This is a genomic window from Bradyrhizobium cytisi (genome assembly GCF_008123515.1).
Lineage (GTDB): Bacteria > Pseudomonadota > Alphaproteobacteria > Rhizobiales > Xanthobacteraceae > Bradyrhizobium > Bradyrhizobium cytisi.
The window spans coordinates 103,171-119,081 of the sequence record NZ_VSSR01000013.1; the positions used below are offsets into that span (position 1 = coordinate 103,171).

A 15,911-nucleotide genomic window follows, 5' to 3' on the forward strand; every position below is an offset into this window, starting at 1 on the left:
CGAGGAATGTGGTTCAATCAACCAAGGCTGGCAACCGTCAACTGCTGCATTCATGTAACATCTGCGCGCAAAGCCGCGGCGCACTTGGCTGCGGGAGCAAAGTTCTTCTAAATATGCACGTCATGTTTGGCGTCGCGTCCGCACCGACGCCAAATCTCGGGAGCCACGTCCGTCATGTATCTCGGCATCGATCTCGGCACCTCGGCGGTCAAGACCGTTCTCGTTGACGGCGCCCAGCGCGTGATTGCGAGCGAGAGCCGCGCTTTGACGATCACCTCGCCGCTATCAGGCTATTTCGAGCAGGATCCCGCTCAGTGGCTCGCGGCGACCTTTGCCACGCTGGACGCCTTGAAGGCATCGCATGGGAAAGAGCTGGCAGCGGTCGAAGGCATCGGGCTGTCCGGCCAGATGCACGGCGCCACGCTGCTTGATGCGAGCGAAAAGCCATTGCGGCCTTGCATTCTCTGGAACGACGGACGCTCTGCTGCGGAGTGCCGCATCCTGGAGCAGCGCTGGCCCGCCCTGCGTGCGGTCACCGGCAATAAGGCAATGCCCGGATTCACCGCGCCAAAACTGCTCTGGATCGCCGCGCACGAGCCCGAGATTTTTGCGGCGACGACACGCGTCCTGATGCCGAAGGCCTATCTGCGGCTGGTGCTATCGGGCGAGGCGATCGAGGACGTCTCGGACGCGTCGGGATCGCTATGGCTCGACGCGGCACGCCGGGACTGGTCCGATGCGGCGCTGGCTGCGACCGGCCTGTCGCGCGCGCACATGCCGCGCCTGGTCGAGGGCTGCGCGCCCGCAGCCACATTGCGCAGCGAACTGGCGCAGCGCTGGGGCATGGCGAGGTGCCCGATGATCGCGGGCGGTGCTGGCGACAATCCGGCGGGTGCCGTCGGCATCGGCGCGATCAGGCCCGGAACCGCGTTCATCTCTCTGGGAACCTCAGGCGCCTTGCTGACGCCGACCAGCCACGTTGCCGCCAATCCGGACCGCGTGGTTCACACGTTCTGCCATGCGATCCCTGGAATGTGGATTCAGGCCGGCGCGATCCTCTCGGCGGCCTCGTGTCTGGCTTGGGCCGCGCGGCTGTTCGGCGTCACTGAAACCGAGCTGCTGGCGCCGCTGGGGGCGCGCCCGCAGGCGCCGTCTCCCGTGAGCTTCCTGCCTTATCTCGCCGGCGAGCGGACACCGCATGACGACCCCGTCGTGCGTGGCATGCTCGATGGCTTGAGCCACGGCACCGACCGCGCGGCGATCGTGCAGGCCGTGCTCGAGGGCGTCGCCTTTGCGCTGGCGGATTGCCGGGACGTGCTTGGCGATGCCGGCATTGCCGTTACGGAAGCTGACGTCATCGGCGGCGGCTCGCGGTCGCGGTTCTGGCTGTCGGTGCTGGCCAATGTTCTCAATGTTCCGATCCATCGCTTTGCCGACGGTGAAACCGGAGCGGCGTTCGGTGCGGCGAGATTGGGGCGGCTTGCTGTCACGGGCGAGGCAGTCGCCGCCGTCTGCACGCCCCCGCAACGCGTCGAAACCTTCGAACCCGGTCGCGCGCTGGTCGAATCCTATGCCGAGCGGCTTTCCGCCTGGCACGAACTGTATCGGCGGCGCCACTAACATCGCTTTGGTTGCCCATTTCTGCCTGTTCGCTGTTGCCCTGTGCGACGGCCTTTTGTTTAATGGGTGAACCGCGCTTAAGAACGAGATGCGGACAGGAAACGCCTTGTGTGCCGGGAGGCACGATGAACGATCCGATCCTCGAGATGCGGGGAGTTTCAAAATCCTTCTTCGGCATCAAGGCGCTGCGCGCGGTCGACCTGACCGTCTATGCGGGCGAGATCCATGCCTTGATGGGCGAGAACGGTGCCGGCAAATCGACCCTGATGAAAATCCTGTCGGGTGCTTACCGGCCCGATCCCGGCGGCGAGATCCGCATCGAGAGCAAGCCGGCGCGCATCGAAGGGCCGCTTGGCGGCCGGGCCGCGGGCATTTCGATCATCTATCAGGAACTGTCTTTGGCCCCCAATCTGAGCGTTGCGGAGAATATTTATCTCGGCCGCGAGCTCTCGCGTTCGGGTTTGCTGGCGCGTGGCGCCATGCGCGAGGGCGTCGGCCCGATCCTGGAGCGGCTGGGGGCGGACTTTCTGCCGTCGACGCTGGTCGCGCATCTCTCCATGGGTCAGCGCCAGCTCGTCGAGATAGCGCGTGCGCTGCACGCGCGCTCGAAAATCCTGATCATGGACGAGCCGACCACCGCGCTGTCAGCCGGCGAAAGCGAGCGACTGTTCGCGCTGATCCGTCAGCTCCGTGCCGAGGGGCTTGCCATCATCTACATCTCGCACCGCATGGACGAGGTCTATGCGCTCGGTGACCGCGTCACCGTGCTGCGCGACGGCCGCCTGGTCGGCTCGCTCGACAAGCAGGACATCCGCGCCGACGCCATCGTTCGCATGATGGTTGGGCGCGACGTCTCTTCGTTCTACAAGAAAGATCATGATCCCGAGGCCGGGAAGGGGCATCCCGTGCTCAGCGCCATCGACATGGCCGACGGGCTGCGCGTCAAGGGCTGCTCGCTCACCGTGCATGCGGGCGAGGTGGTGGGGCTTGCCGGCCTGATCGGCGCCGGCCGCACCGAGCTTGCGCATCTCATCATCGGCGCGGCGCCGAGAATTTCAGGCCGTCTCGAGCTTGAAGGCCAGCCAATCGACATCCGTACGCCCGGCGAAGCGCTCGAGGCCGGCATCGCCTATCTGACGGAAGACAGGAAGGCGCTTGGCCTGTTTCTGGACATGTCGTGTCAGGACAACATCAATCTTGCCGTGCTCGGGCGCGATGCCAAGCTCGGTTGTTTCCTGGATCGCGACAAGGCGCGCGAGCGTGCCGACAGGGCCTTCACCGGGCTCAGCATCCGCGCCGCCAATGTCGGTGTCCCCGCAGGGGGCCTCTCCGGCGGCAACCAGCAGAAGGTGCTGTTGTCGCGGCTTCTCGCCATCGCGCCAAAGGTCCTGATCCTCGACGAGCCGACGCGCGGCGTCGACGTCGGCGCTAAGTCCGAGATTTATTCGATCATCGACAATCTTGCCAAGGCCGGTACCGCGATCCTCGTCATCTCGTCCGATCTCCCTGAAATCATCGGCATCTGCGACCGGGTCATCGTGATGCGGTCGGGACTTGTCGCGGGCGAGGTCAGGCGAACCGAGACGGCGCCATTAACTCAGGAAGACATCATGGCCCTCGCCACGTGGACGGAGCATCTGGATGCCTGACAACGGATCGACGCAGGCGAAGGCCGCCACGGCGAACGACCTTGCTGTCGCCCAGGCGACCAAGCGCCAGCGCATCAGGCTTCTGATCCGCGCGGCCGGCATGCTGCCGGTGCTGCTGCTGCTATGCGCCGGCTTTCATTATCTCTCCGACGGCCGTTTCTTCACCGGGCAGAATCTCGGCATCGTCCTGCAGCAGGCTGCCGTCAACACCGTGCTCGCCGCGGGCATGACCTTCGTCATCCTCACCGGCGGCATCGATCTCTCGGTCGGCTCGATCCTGGCGGCGTCGGCAATGGCCGGCCTGACGATGTCGAAACTGCCCGAGTTAGGTGCGCTGTGGCTGCCGGCCGCGGTTCTCACCGGTCTCGGCTTCGGCGTCGTCAACGGTGCGCTTATTGCGCTGTTGCGCCTGCCGCCCTTCATCGTCACGCTGGGCTCGCTCACCGCCGTGCGTGGCCTGGCGCGGCTGCTTGGCGCCGACACCACGGTGTTCAATCCATCCATTCCCTACGCCTTCATCGGCAACGGATCGCTGACGCTTGTGCCCGGCGTGGCGTCGATCCCGTGGCTCTCGGTGATCGCTCTGCTCGTCATCCTGGTCTCGTGGCTGGTGCTGCGCCGGACCGTGCTCGGCGTGCATATCTACGCGGTGGGCGGCAATGAGAGCGCGGCGCGGCTTGCCGGCATCAAGGTCTGGGCCGTCGTGATCTTCGTCTATGGCGTGTCGGGATTGCTGGCCGGGTTGGGCGGCGCCATGCAGGCGGCGCGGCTCTACGCGGCCAACGGTCTTCAGCTCGGCCAAAGCTACGAGCTCGACGCCATCACCGCGGTCATTCTCGGCGGCACGTCGTTCGTCGGTGGCATCGGCTCGATATGGGGGACGCTGGTCGGCGCGCTGATCATCGCCGTGCTCTCGAACGGCCTGATCCTCACGGGCGTCTCCGACATCTGGCAATATGTGATCAAGGGTCTGGTGATCATCGGCGCCGTGGCGCTGGATCGCTATCGGCTGCAAGGCTCTGCCAGAACCTGAAAAGGCTCTGCCAGAACCTGAAAAGGCTCCGCCCGAACCTGAAAAGGCTCCGCCAGAACCTGAAGGCTCCGCCAGAACGTAAGGGATCGGGGCGCGATACGAGATTCCGCTACGGCAACTGGTCTGCCGTGCCGGATTAAGGACAGACCAGGGAGGAAGCCAATGTTGAAGATGACCATGCTCGCCGGCGCCGCAATGGCGCTTGCCCTGACCACCGCGCCGTCCTCGGCCAAGGAGCTGAAGTCGATCGGCGTTTCGCTCGGTTCGATGGGTAATCCGTTCTTCGTCGCGCTGTCGAAGGGTGCCGAGTTCGAGGCCAAGAAGACCAATCCCAATGTGAAGATCACCACCGTCGGGTTCGAATACGACCTCGGCAAGCAGGTCACCCAGATCGACAATTTCATCGCCGCCGGCGTCGACCTGATCCTGTTGAACCCCGGCGATCCCAAGGCGATCGGGCCGGCGATCAAGAAGGCGCAGGCGGCGGGTATCGTTGTCGTCGCCGTCGACACCGCGGCCGAAGGCGCCGATGCCACGGTGACCACGAACAACGTCCAGGCCGGTGAGATTTCTTGCCAGTACATCGTCGATAAGCTCGGTGCCAAAGGCGATGTCATCATCGAGAATGGGCCGCAGGTCTCCGCCGTCATTGACCGCGTCACCGGTTGCAAGAACGTGTTCGGTAAGAATCCCGGCATCAAGGTGCTGTCCAGCGACCAGGACGGCAAGGGCTCGCGCGAGGGGGGCCTGACGGTCGCGCAAGGTTATCTGACGCGCTTCCCCAAGATCGACGCCATCTTCGCCATCAACGACCCGCAGGCGATCGGCACCGACCTTGCGGCGCGCCAGCAGAACCGCAGCGGCATCGTCATCACCGCGGTTGACGGCGCGCCGGATATCGAGGCCTCGCTGAAGGATCCCGCGTCGCCGCAGATCCAGGCGTCAGCGTCGCAGGATCCGTTCTTCATGGCGCGGCGCGCCGTGCAGATCGGCGTCGGCATTCTCAGTGGGCAGAAGCCGGCCTCGACCGTCGAGCTGCTGCCGTCGAAGCTCGTGACCCGAGACAATATCGCGGAGTATAAGGGCTGGACCTCGGACCGGTCGCAGTAACATCCCGCAATTTTGCTGATTGCGGCCCAATTCGAGAGGGGCGTCCCGGGAAACCGGCCCGGGCGCGCCTCTCGAGGTTGACCTTGGCGACCGATCTGTCAAAGAAGGGGGAGTTTTGACGGTGGGGCGGCCGAATGGTAGCGCCCGCGGGCGCTATTGGGAGCAGTTAGGGATATGGCTGAGCGGGTCGCTCTCATCACCGGTGTGACCGGCCAGGACGGCGCCTATCTTGCCGAACATCTGCTCTCGCTCGGTTATGTCGTGCACGGCATCAAGCGGCGCTCGTCCTCGTTCAATACCGCACGCGTCGACCATCTCTATCAGGATCCGCATGTCGGCAACGTGCCGTTCCTGATGCATTACGGCGACATGACGGATTCGACCAATCTGATCCGCCTGGTGCAGCAGATCCGGCCGACCGAGATCTACAATCTCGCTGCCCAAAGCCATGTCGCCGTCAGCTTCGAGAGCCCCGAATACACCGCCAACGCCGACGCCATCGGCGTGCTGCGCCTGCTGGAGGCGATCCGCATCCTCGGCATGGAGAAGCAGACGCGGTTCTACCAGGCCTCGACCTCCGAGCTCTACGGCCTGGTGCAGGAGATTCCGCAGAAGGAGACCACGCCGTTCTACCCGCGCTCGCCTTACGGCGTCGCCAAGCTCTATGGCTACTGGATCACGGTGAACTACCGTGAAGCCTACGGCATGTTTGCCTCGAACGGTATCCTGTTCAACCATGAGAGCCCGATCCGCGGCGAGACCTTCGTGACCCGCAAGATCACCCGCGGCGTCGCCCGCATCGAGGTCGGGCTCGAGGAGACGCTCTATCTCGGCAATCTCTCGGCCAAGCGCGACTGGGGTCATGCCAGGGACTATGTCGAAGGCATGCACAAGATCCTGCAAGCCGACAAGCCCGACGACTTCGTGCTCGCCACCGGCGAGGCGCACTCGGTGCGCGAGCTGGTCGAGCTGTCCTTCGCGCAGGTCGGCCGTCGCCTCGAGTGGCGCGGCGCAGGCGCCGACGAGACTGGCGTCGATGCCGGGAGCGGCAAGACGGTTGTGAAGATCGATCCGACCTATTTCCGTCCGACCGAGGTCGATCTGCTGATCGGTGATGCCAGCAAGGCGCGAAAAGTGCTCGGCTGGAAGCCGAATCGGACCTTTGCGCAGCTCGTCGAGGAGATGATGACGAGCGATCTGGCCGAGGCCAAACGGGACATCGCAAATGGCAAGCGCACCGTTTGAGCTGAAGGGCAAGAGCGTCTACGTCGCCGGCCATCGCGGTATGGTCGGTGCGGCGCTGGCGCGCCGGCTGGCGCGGGAGGACGTGAAGCTCGTCACGGTGGAGCGGCGCGATGTCGATCTCTGCAACCAGGCTGCCGTGTTCGACTGGTTCGCGCGGGTGCGGCCGCAGGTGGTGTTCCTCGCCGCGGCAAAAGTCGGCGGCATCTTCGCTAACAACACGCTGCGCGCCGAGTTCATCTACGACAACATTGCGATCGCCGCGAACGTGATCCATGCCGCGCATCTGAACCGCGCCGAGAAGCTGATGTTCCTCGGCTCGTCCTGCATCTATCCAAAGCTCGCACCGCAGCCCTTGCGCGAGGACACCGTGCTGACCGGCCCGCTGGAGCCGACCAACGAGCCTTACGCCATTGCCAAGATCGCCGGGATCAAGATGGCCGAGGCCTATCGCGGCCAGTATGGCAGCGACTTCATCAGCGTGATGCCGACCAATCTCTACGGTCCCGGCGACAATTATCACCCCGAGCTGAGCCACGTCGTTGCCGCGCTGATCCGCCGCTTTCACGAGGCGAAACTGTCGGGGGCGAAGAACGTGGTTGTCTGGGGCACCGGCACGCCGCGTCGCGAGTTCCTCTATGTCGACGATATGGCGGATGCTTGCGTGCATCTGATGAAGACCTATTCCGGGGCGGACCTGATCAACATCGGCACCGGCGAGGACATCGCCATCGCCGAATTCGCGCATGTCGTCGCCGAGATCGTCGGCTATCGCGGCGAAATCAGCTTCGACAGCTCCCGCCCTGATGGCACCCCGCGCAAGCTGCTCGACGTCAGCCGCCTCGACAAGCTCGGCTGGCGCGCGACGACGTCGCTTCACGATGGCTTGAAGAAAGCCTATGCGGCGTACCAAGCCGCCACGATCGTCCCCGCACAATAGTAGGAACCTTCGTTCCTCGCACGAGTTGGCCGGTCGGGTGGAAAACACACGAGGTCAACCGTGCAAGAAGCTGTGCGCGTGCGCTCGACCGCGCAAATCGCAGGCCATCCCATTCATCCGATGCTGGTGCCGATCCCCATCGCGTGCTTCATCGGCGCGCTGCTGACCGACATCGCCTATCTCATCTCGGCCGAGATCATGTGGGCGGATTTTTCCGCCTGGCTTCTGCTGGTCGGCGTCATCTTCGGCGTGCTGGCCGCGATCGCGGGCCTGACCGATTTCCTCGGCAATCGCCTGGTGCGCGCGCAGGCGCCGGCCTGGCCGCATCTGATCGGCAACGCCGTGGCGCTGATCCTCGCGATCACCAATGCGCTCATTCACACGCGTGACGCCTGGACCTCGGTCTGGCCACTCGGTCTCATTCTTTCGGTGCTTACCGTGCTGATCCTGCCGGTGACGGGTTGGCTCGGCTGGGCCATGGTGTACCGCCACGGTGTGGGAGTTGCGCGATGAAGTCTCCCCTTGCGCGGGCGCTGCTATGCGCTTCGCTTCTTGGTCTCCTCGCCGGCTGTGATGACGGCAGCGGCGATCCCAAGGCGCAGATCGGCGCCAATCCGAAGCTGCCCGACATCCGGCAATATTTGCTACCGCCGGTGCACATCGCCCGCATTGTCGGCTGGAAGAAGGACGAGACGCCGACGGTCGCGCAGGGTCTGCAGGCCAAGGCGTTCGCCACCGGCCTGCAGCATCCACGCTCGCTCTATGTTCTCCCCAACGGCGACGTGCTGGTGGTGGAATCCAAGGCGCCGAGGGCCGCCGCGATCAAGCGGCCCAAGGAGATCGTGATGGGCTTCATCGAGTCCTGGGCGACCTCGGGCGGCGATACCGGCGAGAGCAACCGCATCACGCTGTTGCGCGACACCAACGGCGACGGCGTCCCCGACACGCAGAGCGTCTTCCTCGACCATCTCAACTCGCCGTTCGGCGTCGCGCTGGTCGGCAACGATCTGTATGTCGCCAACACCGACGCGATCGTGAAATACCCCTACACCGAAGGCGATACCAGGATCACCGCGCCGGGTACGGTGCTGACGCCGCTGCCGGGCGGGCCGATCGACCATCACTGGACCAAGAGCCTCGTCGCAAGCCCCGATGGTTCAAAGCTCTATGCCGGCGTCGGCTCCAACAGCAACATCACCGAGAACGGGATGGAGGCCGAGCACAATCGCGCCGACATTCTCGAGGTCGATCGCGCCAGCGGTCGCTGGCGTATCTTTGCCAGCGGCTTGCGCAATCCGAACGGCCTCAGCTTCGAGCCGCAGACCGGTGCGCTGTGGACGGTGGTGAACGAGCGCGACGAGATCGGCCCGGATCTCGTGCCCGACTACATGACCTCGGTGAAGGACGGAGCCTTCTATGGCTGGCCCTACAGCTATTACGGCCAGCACGTCGATCCCCGGGTCAAGCCGCAGCGGCCGGACCTCGTCGCCAAGGCGATCGTGCCTGACTATGCGCTAAGCTCGCATGTCGCGCCGCTCGGGCTCGCGTTCTCGACCGGCAGCAGCCTGCCGAGTGATTATCGCAATGGCGCCTTCGTCGGCGAGCACGGCAGCTGGAACCGGCAGGTGCTCAACGGCTACAAGGTCGTGTACGTGCCGTTCGCGGACGGCAAGCCGAGCGGGCCCGCACAGGACGTCGTCACGGGATTCCTCAACAGCGACAACCAGGCACGCGGCCGTCCCGTCGGCGTCGCCATCGACAAGACCGGCGCGCTGCTGGTCGCCGATGACAGCGGCAACACGGTGTGGCGGGTGACGGCCGCGCATCCGCAGGTCACGCAGCGATAGGAGTTGGACGATGGGCCTTGCTCAATACGCGATCGTGCCAGTGCAGGACGAGTGGGGCGTGCTGCATGATGGCGACGTGAAGAGCAGATACGCCACCAAGGAAGCTGCGTTCGAGTCAGCGGTCGCCGCAGCATCCCTGGCGCTGCGCGAGGGGCACGAGGTTCACGTCAGCGTCCCCGGCCGCGAGGCGGGAGAGACCGCGCTGGGAAGCTAGCTTCTTCACGACCAGCCGCCCGCGCCGCGGTCAGGGTCCGCGCGAAATAACATCAGGTTAGGTTTATCGCATAACTGGGTAATTGTGTTAGCCCGGCGAAAGCCTATTGTCGTGCCAATCAAACACCTATCGGCAGTGACAAACGCTTGCGGAGATCCGCACAGCGCGCGGAGAGTGCTGCCCAATTTCTCCAAGAAGCCCGCCAAGGGACCCAGAAACCAATGTGGAGGAATTTTGATATGACCGCGATCCATCAGATGAGTCAGTCCAGGAAGGCCGCTGCCAGCGGCTGGATCGGGTCGGCTCTCGAATATTATGACTTCTTCATCTACGCGACCGCCGCGTCGCTGATCTTCCCGCAAATCTTCTTCCCGTCGGAAAATCCCACCGTCGCCATCGTCGCATCGCTTGCGACCTATGGCGTCGGCTATGTGGCCCGGCCGATCGGCGCCTTCGTGCTCGGACATTGGGGCGACACTCATGGCCGCAAGACCGTTCTCATCGTTTGCATGTTTCTGATGGGCATCTCGACCATGGCGGTCGGGATCCTGCCGACCTATCAGCAGGTCGGCATCCTCGCGCCGGTCCTGCTCGTCATCCTGCGTCTCATCCAGGGATTTGCCGTTGCCGGCGAAATCTCCGGCGCGAGCTCGATGATCCTGGAGCACGCGCCGTTCGGTCGGCGCGGCTTCTATGCAAGCTTCGCCCTTCAGGGCGTGCAGGCCGGACAGATTCTCGCAGCCGCGGTCTTCCTGCCGCTGGCGGCCTACATGCCGAACGAGGCCTTCAACAGCTGGGGCTGGCGGATTCCCTTCCTGCTCAGCTTCTTCGTCATCGTTGCCGGCTATATCATCCGTCGCGAAGTCGACGAGACCCCCGCCTTTGCCCGCGAGGGCGAGCGCGGAGAAACGCCGCGGGCGCCCATTGTCCAAGCCATCAAGCTGAGCTGGCGCGATATGCTCAGGGTCATCTGCATGGCGCTGATGAACGTCATTCCCGTCGTTGCGACCATTTTCGGTGCAGCCTACGCGGTACAGCCGGCCTACGGCATCGGCTTTGCCAAGGACGTCTATCTCTGGATCCCGGTGCTCGGAAACATGCTGGCCGTGTTCGTCATTCCCTTCGTCGGCAATCTCTCCGACAAGGTCGGCCGCAAGCCTCCGATCGTCCTCGGCGCGCTGCTCTCCGGTCTGCTCGCGTTTGGCTATCTCTATGCCATCAGCATCAAGAACGTGCCGCTCGCGATCCTGCTGTCGCTGTTGATGTGGGGCGTCGTCTATCAAGGCTACAACGCGATCTTCCCCAGCTTCTACCCGGAGCTGTTTCCGACCCGCACCCGTGTGTCGGCCATGGCGATCTCGCAGAACATCGGAACGACCATCACGGCGTTGCTTCCGGCCCTATTTGCGACCGTGGCGCCTCCCGGCTCTGCCAACATTCCCTTGACGGTCGGGGCGATCGCCTTCGGCATCACGGTCATCGCGGCGCTGGCGGCCATCACGGCCCGTGAGACCTATCGGGTCAGTATCGACGATCTCGGCAATCCCGAGGCCGTTCCGATGGCACGGGCTGACTATGAGCGACAGCGCGCGGAGGCGGCGAGCGGTGCGGCCGCAATTCCGACCTGATAGGAACGAGTGAACGCAATGCCGCTGCAATCAATCGTGCTTGCAGCGGCAGGGCTTCACGCCTTATGTGACTCCTTATTCGAACTTTGTGCGCGCGAGCGCGATCATCATGAGGTCAAGGGATGAACCCCGTCGTCGTTGCTGTCGCTATCACCGGCTCCGTTCCGCGCAAGAAGGACAATCCGGCGGTGCCCATCCTGCCTTCCGAACAGATCGAGTCGACGCAACAAGCCTTCGAAGCCGGCGCCACGCTTGCCCATATCCATGTGCGAAACGATGACGAGACGCCGTCCTCTGATCCCCAGCGCTTTGCCCTGGTGCAGGAAGGGATCAGGAAGCATTGTCCGGGGATGATCGTGCAGTTCTCGACCGGCGGGCGGGGCCGCGATCCCTCGGCGCGTGGATCATCGCTCTATCTGAAGCCGGACATGGCCTCGCTCTCCACGGGGTCGGTGAACTTTCCGACGATTGTCTACGAGAACAGCGCCGCCCTGGTCGAGACGCTTGCGACCGGCATGAAGGCAGCTGGCATCCGCCCGGAAATCGAGATCTTCGATCTGTCGCATCTGCATGGCGCCCGACGCCTGATCGAGGCAGGGTTGATCGACCCGCGTCCGCACGTGCAATTCGTCATGGGCGTCAAGAACGCGATGCCCGCCGACGAGCATGTCCTCGACATCCTGCTGGCAGAGCTCAGGCGGCTGATCCCGAAAGCCACATGGACCGCGGCCGGGATCGGGCGCCATCAAGCCGAGGTCATGGACTGGGCGCTGGCGCGCGGCGCCGACGCGGTTCGCACCGGGCTCGAGGACAATATCAGGATCGACAGGACGCGGCTGGCCGCCAGCAACGCGGAGCTCGTGACTATCGCCGCCGAGGCTGTCACGCGCCACGGCCGGCGCATCGCGACGGCAGCCGAGGCGCGATCCCTGCTCGGGATCGCGGGGTAGGGAGGACCGTTCTCCACCTGACATGCTTCCGGGTGCCTTCTGCCATTCGGCGGCCAGCGTTTCCGTGCGCTGAGTCTCCGGGTAAGACAGACTGACAGGCGTGATCGGCGCCTGCCGGGCAGGCGACGGGTGGAATGCGGTTCTTGAAATCTGACGGCAGGCTCATCGGGGTCCTACTGGTGCTTGCAATCACCCAGCTCATTGGATGGGGCACGATCGGCCTTCCGGCCGTGGTCGGCCGCGACCTCGGGGCCGACCTCGGCCTGAGCCTGCCGGCGGTGTTTGCGGGCAGCTCGGTCCTTTATGTCACCATGGGCCTGTGCGCGCCCTGGCTCGCCAAGGCCTTTGCGCGGCACGGTGCGCGCAAGGTCATGATGGTGGGCACTGTTGTCTCCGTGCCGGGCTACATCGTCCTCTTCTTCGCGCGTGAGCCGATGCTCTATTTCGCCGGCTGGGTCATTCTTGGCATGGGCGGCAGCGCCACGTTGTCGACCGGCGCGTATATCATGCTGAACGAGGTCGCCGGACGGGGCGCCAAGAATGCCATCGGCGGGCTGATGCTGGTGACGGGTCTCTCCAGCAGCATCTTCTGGCCGACCACGTCGTTCCTCAGCGCTTGGCTCGGCTGGCGCGGGACCTGTCTCGTCTATGCGGCGATGATGCTCGCCATCAACCTTCCGCTCTATGCGTTTCTCGCGCCGCGCTGGAAAATTGCGACTGACCATGGTGGCGAGGCCGTCAAGGCTGCGCCGCCGCCTGCGATTCCAAGAAGCACCTTCGGCCTCGTCGTCTGCGTGATCACGATGAATGCCTTCGTCAATTTCGGCATCGGTGCCATCCTGATCGAGCTGTTGCGGGCGGAAGGCCTTGCGCCGGCGCAGGCGCTCGCATTCGGCTCCATGCTGGGCGTGATCCAGGTCAGCGCCCGCGGTCTCGACTTCCTCGGCGGTGGCCGGTGGGACGGAATCACCACCGGGTTGGTCGCCGGCACCGCGCTTCCCGTTGCCATGGTGCTGCTGATGCTGAGCGAGGGTGCGACCTGGGCGGTCGCGAGCTTCATCCTGCTTTACGGTGCCGGCAGCGGCGCAATGGCGGTGGCGCGGGCGACGATCCCGCTCGTGTTCTATGACCAGGCCGAGTTCGCCAAGGCGATGTCGATGATCGCGCTGCCGCTCAATCTGGCCTCCGCGATCTCGCCGCCGCTTCTGGCTGGCCTGCTTACCCAGTTCGGCAGCCGCGGCGCGCTTGGGCTCACCTTGGCCTTGATCCTGATTCTACTGGGCCGGCGTCGTCCGCAGTTGGCTGCGGTAGCCGCGACCTGAGGTCGACCGGATAATATTCGCAACGCGGAATTGGGCGTCGCAGGCTACTTCCGCTGCGGGGCGGGGGATGGCCGTATGCCCAGCGCGCAGTGCTCGGGGCCGCAAAAATGGTGTATCCGCAGGGAGCACGGTCCGCGATCTCGCCGCCGCGCCAAAATCCAGTTCCCCGGAGGAAATCGACATGTCGGCCCTGCCGCTCTCAGGCATCAAGATCCTTGACCTCACGCGTGTGCTTGCAGGGCCCTTGTCGGCCCAGATGCTGGGCGATCTCGGCGCGGAGGTGATCAAGATCGAGCGGCCCGGCACCGGCGACGACGCGCGCGCCTTCGGCCCGCCTTATCTGACCGATCCCGAGGGCAAAGCGAACAACAACAATTCATTCTATCTCTGCGCCAACCGCAACAAGAAGTCGGTCACCGTCAACATCGCCAAGCCCGAGGGGCAGGCGATCATCCGCGAGCTCGCCAGGGACGCCGACGTCTTCATGGAGAACTACAAGGTCGGCGATCTCAAGCGCTACGGCCTCGACTACGAGACCATCAAGGCGATCAACCCCAGGATCATCTATTGCTCGGTGACCGGCTTCGGCCAGACCGGACCCTATGCGCCACGCGCCGGCTACGACGCGATCCTCCAGGCGATGGGCGGCCTGATGAGCGTCACCGGCCATATCGACGGCGAGCCGGGCGAGGGCCCGATGAAGGTCGGCCCGTCGATCGTCGACTACATGACCGGCATGAACACCTCGATCGGGCTTTTGTCGGCGCTCTACCATCGCGACGTCAATGGCGGGCAGGGGCAGCACATCGACGTCTGCCTGTTCGACACCGTCATCGCCTCGCTGTCGCACTGGCTGCAGATCTACCTCGTCAACGGCAAGACGCCGCCGCGCCGCGGCACCTGGGGCAATGGCGGCATGCCCGCCGGCGTGTTCCGCTGCACCGACGGCGAGCTGATGCTGGTGGTCGGCAATGACGGCCAGTTCCAGCGCACCTGCGCCGTGCTGGGCCAGCCCGAGCTCGCCAACGACAAGCGCTTCATCAAGAACAACGACCGCGTCGTGCACGGCAAGGAGATCATGGCGATCTTCGCCGGCCTGTTCCTGACCAAGCCCGTGGCCTATTGGCTGGACAAGCTCGAGGAGGCCGGCGTGCCGTCGGGGCCGATCAACAATTTCGAGCAGGTGTTTTCCGATCCGCACGTTCAGTCACGCGGCATGCGGGTGAAGGTCGATCATCCCTTCGATCCCGATCTGTCGCTGATCCGCAACGCACTGACGTTCTCGGAGACGCCGATCGAGACTTACCGCGCCCCGCCGCTGCTCGGGGAGCACACCCAGGAAGTGCTCGGTGGCAAGCTCGGCTATGACGCGGGGAAGATCGAGGAGCTGAAGCAGCAGGGGATCATCTGATTTCATGACCGGCAAAAGCAAGGCGCGACGTCCGCGCTGGAAGCGTGCGCGCGATGCTCGGGCTCGCGTAGAGCCGGGAATGGCGCCGATCAATTCGTGACGGAAGCATGACGATCTCGTGGCCTTACCCGAGGCTTGCGCGCAATCCCCAGACAAACCCGGTCCGTAGTACAACCGGCTTCCGCTTCGCCCGCGACTCAGATTCGATCTCTCCCACTGAGTTCGGGAGGGAAGCGCATGTCCTATACCATCGGGTTCCAAGCAAAGAACCAGAAGGCCATTCTGGCGACTGAGGCGGCCACGGCCAACCAGGCTGTCGCGATCATTGCGGCGCTGCGGCAAAGTGCCGAAGAGATCAAGTTCATCCGCTCGCCACAGGAAGGCGAGATGGGCATCGAGATGCTGCTGCTGCTCGCCAAGGAAGAGGCCGAGGAGATGCCGCAGCGAGCCTAGCCCGCGCATCGCAACCACACTTCGATCAAAAGCGAAGCATGCCGGCTGCAATATTGTGTAGCAAGGCCTCAGTCTCGCTCGAACCGAAGGTGGCCGCCATGAAACGCGAAGCGCTCCGCGTCGAACCGATCTCGTCCTTTCTCGACCGCGTGAAGGCTCCGACCTCGCCGGTGACGCGCGCCGGCAACATGATCTTCGTCGCCGGCCTGCCGCCATTCGACCCCGAGACGGGCGAGATTGGAGGGATGCCGATCGAGCGACAGAGCGAGATCATCATGGAGCAGATGAAGCTCTGCCTTCAGACGGCTGGCGCCTCGCTGGATAACGTCATGAAGTGCAATGTCTACTGCACCTCGACAAGACACTTCGCCGCGTTCAACGCGGTCTATGCGCGCTATTTCCCGGTCGATCCGCCGGCGCGGATCTTTGTCTGCACGCCGGAATGGTTCGGCCCCTTCGACGTCGAGATCGACTGCATCGCGATGATGTAAG

At 64.3% G+C, this 15,911-nt stretch carries 15 protein-coding genes; all 15 read left to right on the forward strand.

All coding sequences use genetic code 11. The features are described from left to right. The first annotated feature begins 174 nt into the window (after positions 1–174). The 15 genes from xylB to FXB38_RS07765 all read left to right on the forward strand — a co-directional run bounded on the left by xylB (position 175) and on the right by FXB38_RS07765 (position 15,910). Positions 175–1,620, forward strand: coding sequence for a xylulokinase (gene xylB / locus FXB38_RS07695; protein WP_148750300.1), 1,446 nt, complete (start codon positions 175–177; stop codon positions 1,618–1,620). A gap of 125 nt (positions 1,621–1,745) precedes the next feature. Then, complete coding sequence (locus FXB38_RS07700) at positions 1,746–3,269, forward strand: sugar ABC transporter ATP-binding protein (RefSeq protein ID WP_148750301.1); 1,524 nt, start codon at positions 1,746–1,748, stop codon at positions 3,267–3,269. After that, positions 3,262–4,302, forward strand: a complete 1,041-nt coding sequence (locus FXB38_RS07705; RefSeq protein ID WP_148750302.1) for an ABC transporter permease subunit — start codon at positions 3,262–3,264, stop codon at positions 4,300–4,302. The genes FXB38_RS07700 and FXB38_RS07705 overlap by 8 nt, the downstream gene beginning before the upstream one ends. A 162-nt stretch (positions 4,303–4,464) precedes the next feature. Next, complete coding sequence (locus FXB38_RS07710) at positions 4,465–5,412, forward strand: ABC transporter substrate-binding protein (protein WP_148750303.1); 948 nt, start codon at positions 4,465–4,467, stop codon at positions 5,410–5,412. A 174-nt stretch (positions 5,413–5,586) separates the two neighbouring features. Continuing rightward, on the forward strand, positions 5,587–6,657 hold the full coding sequence (gene gmd, locus FXB38_RS07715; protein ID WP_148750304.1) for a GDP-mannose 4,6-dehydratase: 1,071 nt from the start codon (positions 5,587–5,589) through the stop codon (positions 6,655–6,657). Then, positions 6,638–7,594: a GDP-L-fucose synthase gene (gene fcl, locus FXB38_RS07720; protein ID WP_148750305.1), complete on the forward strand. Its 957-nt coding sequence runs from the start codon at positions 6,638–6,640 to the stop codon at positions 7,592–7,594. Before gmd ends, fcl begins: the two co-directional genes overlap by 20 nt. A 60-nt stretch (positions 7,595–7,654) precedes the next feature. Next, positions 7,655–8,107: a DUF2231 domain-containing protein gene (locus tag FXB38_RS07725; RefSeq protein WP_148750306.1), complete on the forward strand. Its 453-nt coding sequence runs from the start codon at positions 7,655–7,657 to the stop codon at positions 8,105–8,107. Then, a complete protein-coding gene (locus FXB38_RS07730) occupies positions 8,104–9,441 on the forward strand; it encodes a PQQ-dependent sugar dehydrogenase (protein WP_148750307.1) in 1,338 nt (445 codons plus the stop codon). The genes FXB38_RS07725 and FXB38_RS07730 overlap by 4 nt, the downstream gene beginning before the upstream one ends. 10 nt (positions 9,442–9,451) lie before the next feature. After that, entirely contained in the window at positions 9,452–9,655 is a 204-nt protein-coding gene (locus tag FXB38_RS07735; RefSeq protein WP_148750308.1) for a hypothetical protein, read from the forward strand. 239 nt (positions 9,656–9,894) lie between these two features. After that, on the forward strand, positions 9,895–11,283 hold the full coding sequence (locus FXB38_RS07740) for an MFS transporter (protein WP_148750309.1): 1,389 nt from the start codon (positions 9,895–9,897) through the stop codon (positions 11,281–11,283). A gap of 122 nt (positions 11,284–11,405) precedes the next feature. Continuing rightward, positions 11,406–12,233: a 3-oxoadipate:acetyl-CoA acetyltransferase gene (locus FXB38_RS07745; RefSeq protein WP_148750310.1), complete on the forward strand. Its 828-nt coding sequence runs from the start codon at positions 11,406–11,408 to the stop codon at positions 12,231–12,233. 134 nt (positions 12,234–12,367) lie between these two features. After that, positions 12,368–13,555 carry an MFS transporter gene (locus tag FXB38_RS07750; RefSeq protein WP_148750311.1) on the forward strand — a complete coding sequence of 396 codons (1,188 nt, stop codon included), beginning with the start codon at positions 12,368–12,370 and terminating at the stop codon, positions 13,553–13,555. A 181-nt stretch (positions 13,556–13,736) separates the two neighbouring features. After that, a complete protein-coding gene (locus FXB38_RS07755) occupies positions 13,737–14,966 on the forward strand; it encodes a CaiB/BaiF CoA transferase family protein (RefSeq protein ID WP_148750312.1) in 1,230 nt (409 codons plus the stop codon). Between the two features lie 237 nt (positions 14,967–15,203). Beyond that, the gene (locus FXB38_RS07760) at positions 15,204–15,419 is read left to right on the forward strand and encodes a hypothetical protein (RefSeq protein ID WP_128951178.1); all 216 of its coding nucleotides are present in this window, start codon (positions 15,204–15,206) and stop codon (positions 15,417–15,419) included. 98 nt (positions 15,420–15,517) lie between these two features. Then, entirely contained in the window at positions 15,518–15,910 is a 393-nt protein-coding gene (locus FXB38_RS07765; RefSeq protein WP_187434737.1) for a RidA family protein, read from the forward strand. Position 15,911 lies beyond the last annotated feature (1 nt).

Coding starts and splice junctions, on each gene's coding strand:
- xylB (WP_148750300.1), top strand. CDS start 175: ATGTATCTCGGCATCGATCTCGGCACCTCGGCGGTCAAGACCGTTCTC.
- FXB38_RS07700 (WP_148750301.1), top strand. CDS start 1,746: ATGAACGATCCGATCCTCGAGATGCGGGGAGTTTCAAAATCCTTCTTC.
- FXB38_RS07705 (WP_148750302.1), top strand. CDS start 3,262: ATGCCTGACAACGGATCGACGCAGGCGAAGGCCGCCACGGCGAACGAC.
- FXB38_RS07710 (WP_148750303.1), top strand. CDS start 4,465: ATGTTGAAGATGACCATGCTCGCCGGCGCCGCAATGGCGCTTGCCCTG.
- gmd (WP_148750304.1), top strand. CDS start 5,587: ATGGCTGAGCGGGTCGCTCTCATCACCGGTGTGACCGGCCAGGACGGC.
- fcl (WP_148750305.1), top strand. CDS start 6,638: ATGGCAAGCGCACCGTTTGAGCTGAAGGGCAAGAGCGTCTACGTCGCC.
- FXB38_RS07730 (WP_148750307.1), top strand. CDS start 8,104: ATGAAGTCTCCCCTTGCGCGGGCGCTGCTATGCGCTTCGCTTCTTGGT.
- FXB38_RS07735 (WP_148750308.1), top strand. CDS start 9,452: ATGGGCCTTGCTCAATACGCGATCGTGCCAGTGCAGGACGAGTGGGGC.
- FXB38_RS07740 (WP_148750309.1), top strand. CDS start 9,895: ATGACCGCGATCCATCAGATGAGTCAGTCCAGGAAGGCCGCTGCCAGC.
- FXB38_RS07745 (WP_148750310.1), top strand. CDS start 11,406: ATGAACCCCGTCGTCGTTGCTGTCGCTATCACCGGCTCCGTTCCGCGC.
- FXB38_RS07750 (WP_148750311.1), top strand. CDS start 12,368: ATGCGGTTCTTGAAATCTGACGGCAGGCTCATCGGGGTCCTACTGGTG.
- FXB38_RS07755 (WP_148750312.1), top strand. CDS start 13,737: ATGTCGGCCCTGCCGCTCTCAGGCATCAAGATCCTTGACCTCACGCGT.
- FXB38_RS07760 (WP_128951178.1), top strand. CDS start 15,204: ATGTCCTATACCATCGGGTTCCAAGCAAAGAACCAGAAGGCCATTCTG.
- FXB38_RS07765 (WP_187434737.1), top strand. CDS start 15,518: ATGAAACGCGAAGCGCTCCGCGTCGAACCGATCTCGTCCTTTCTCGAC.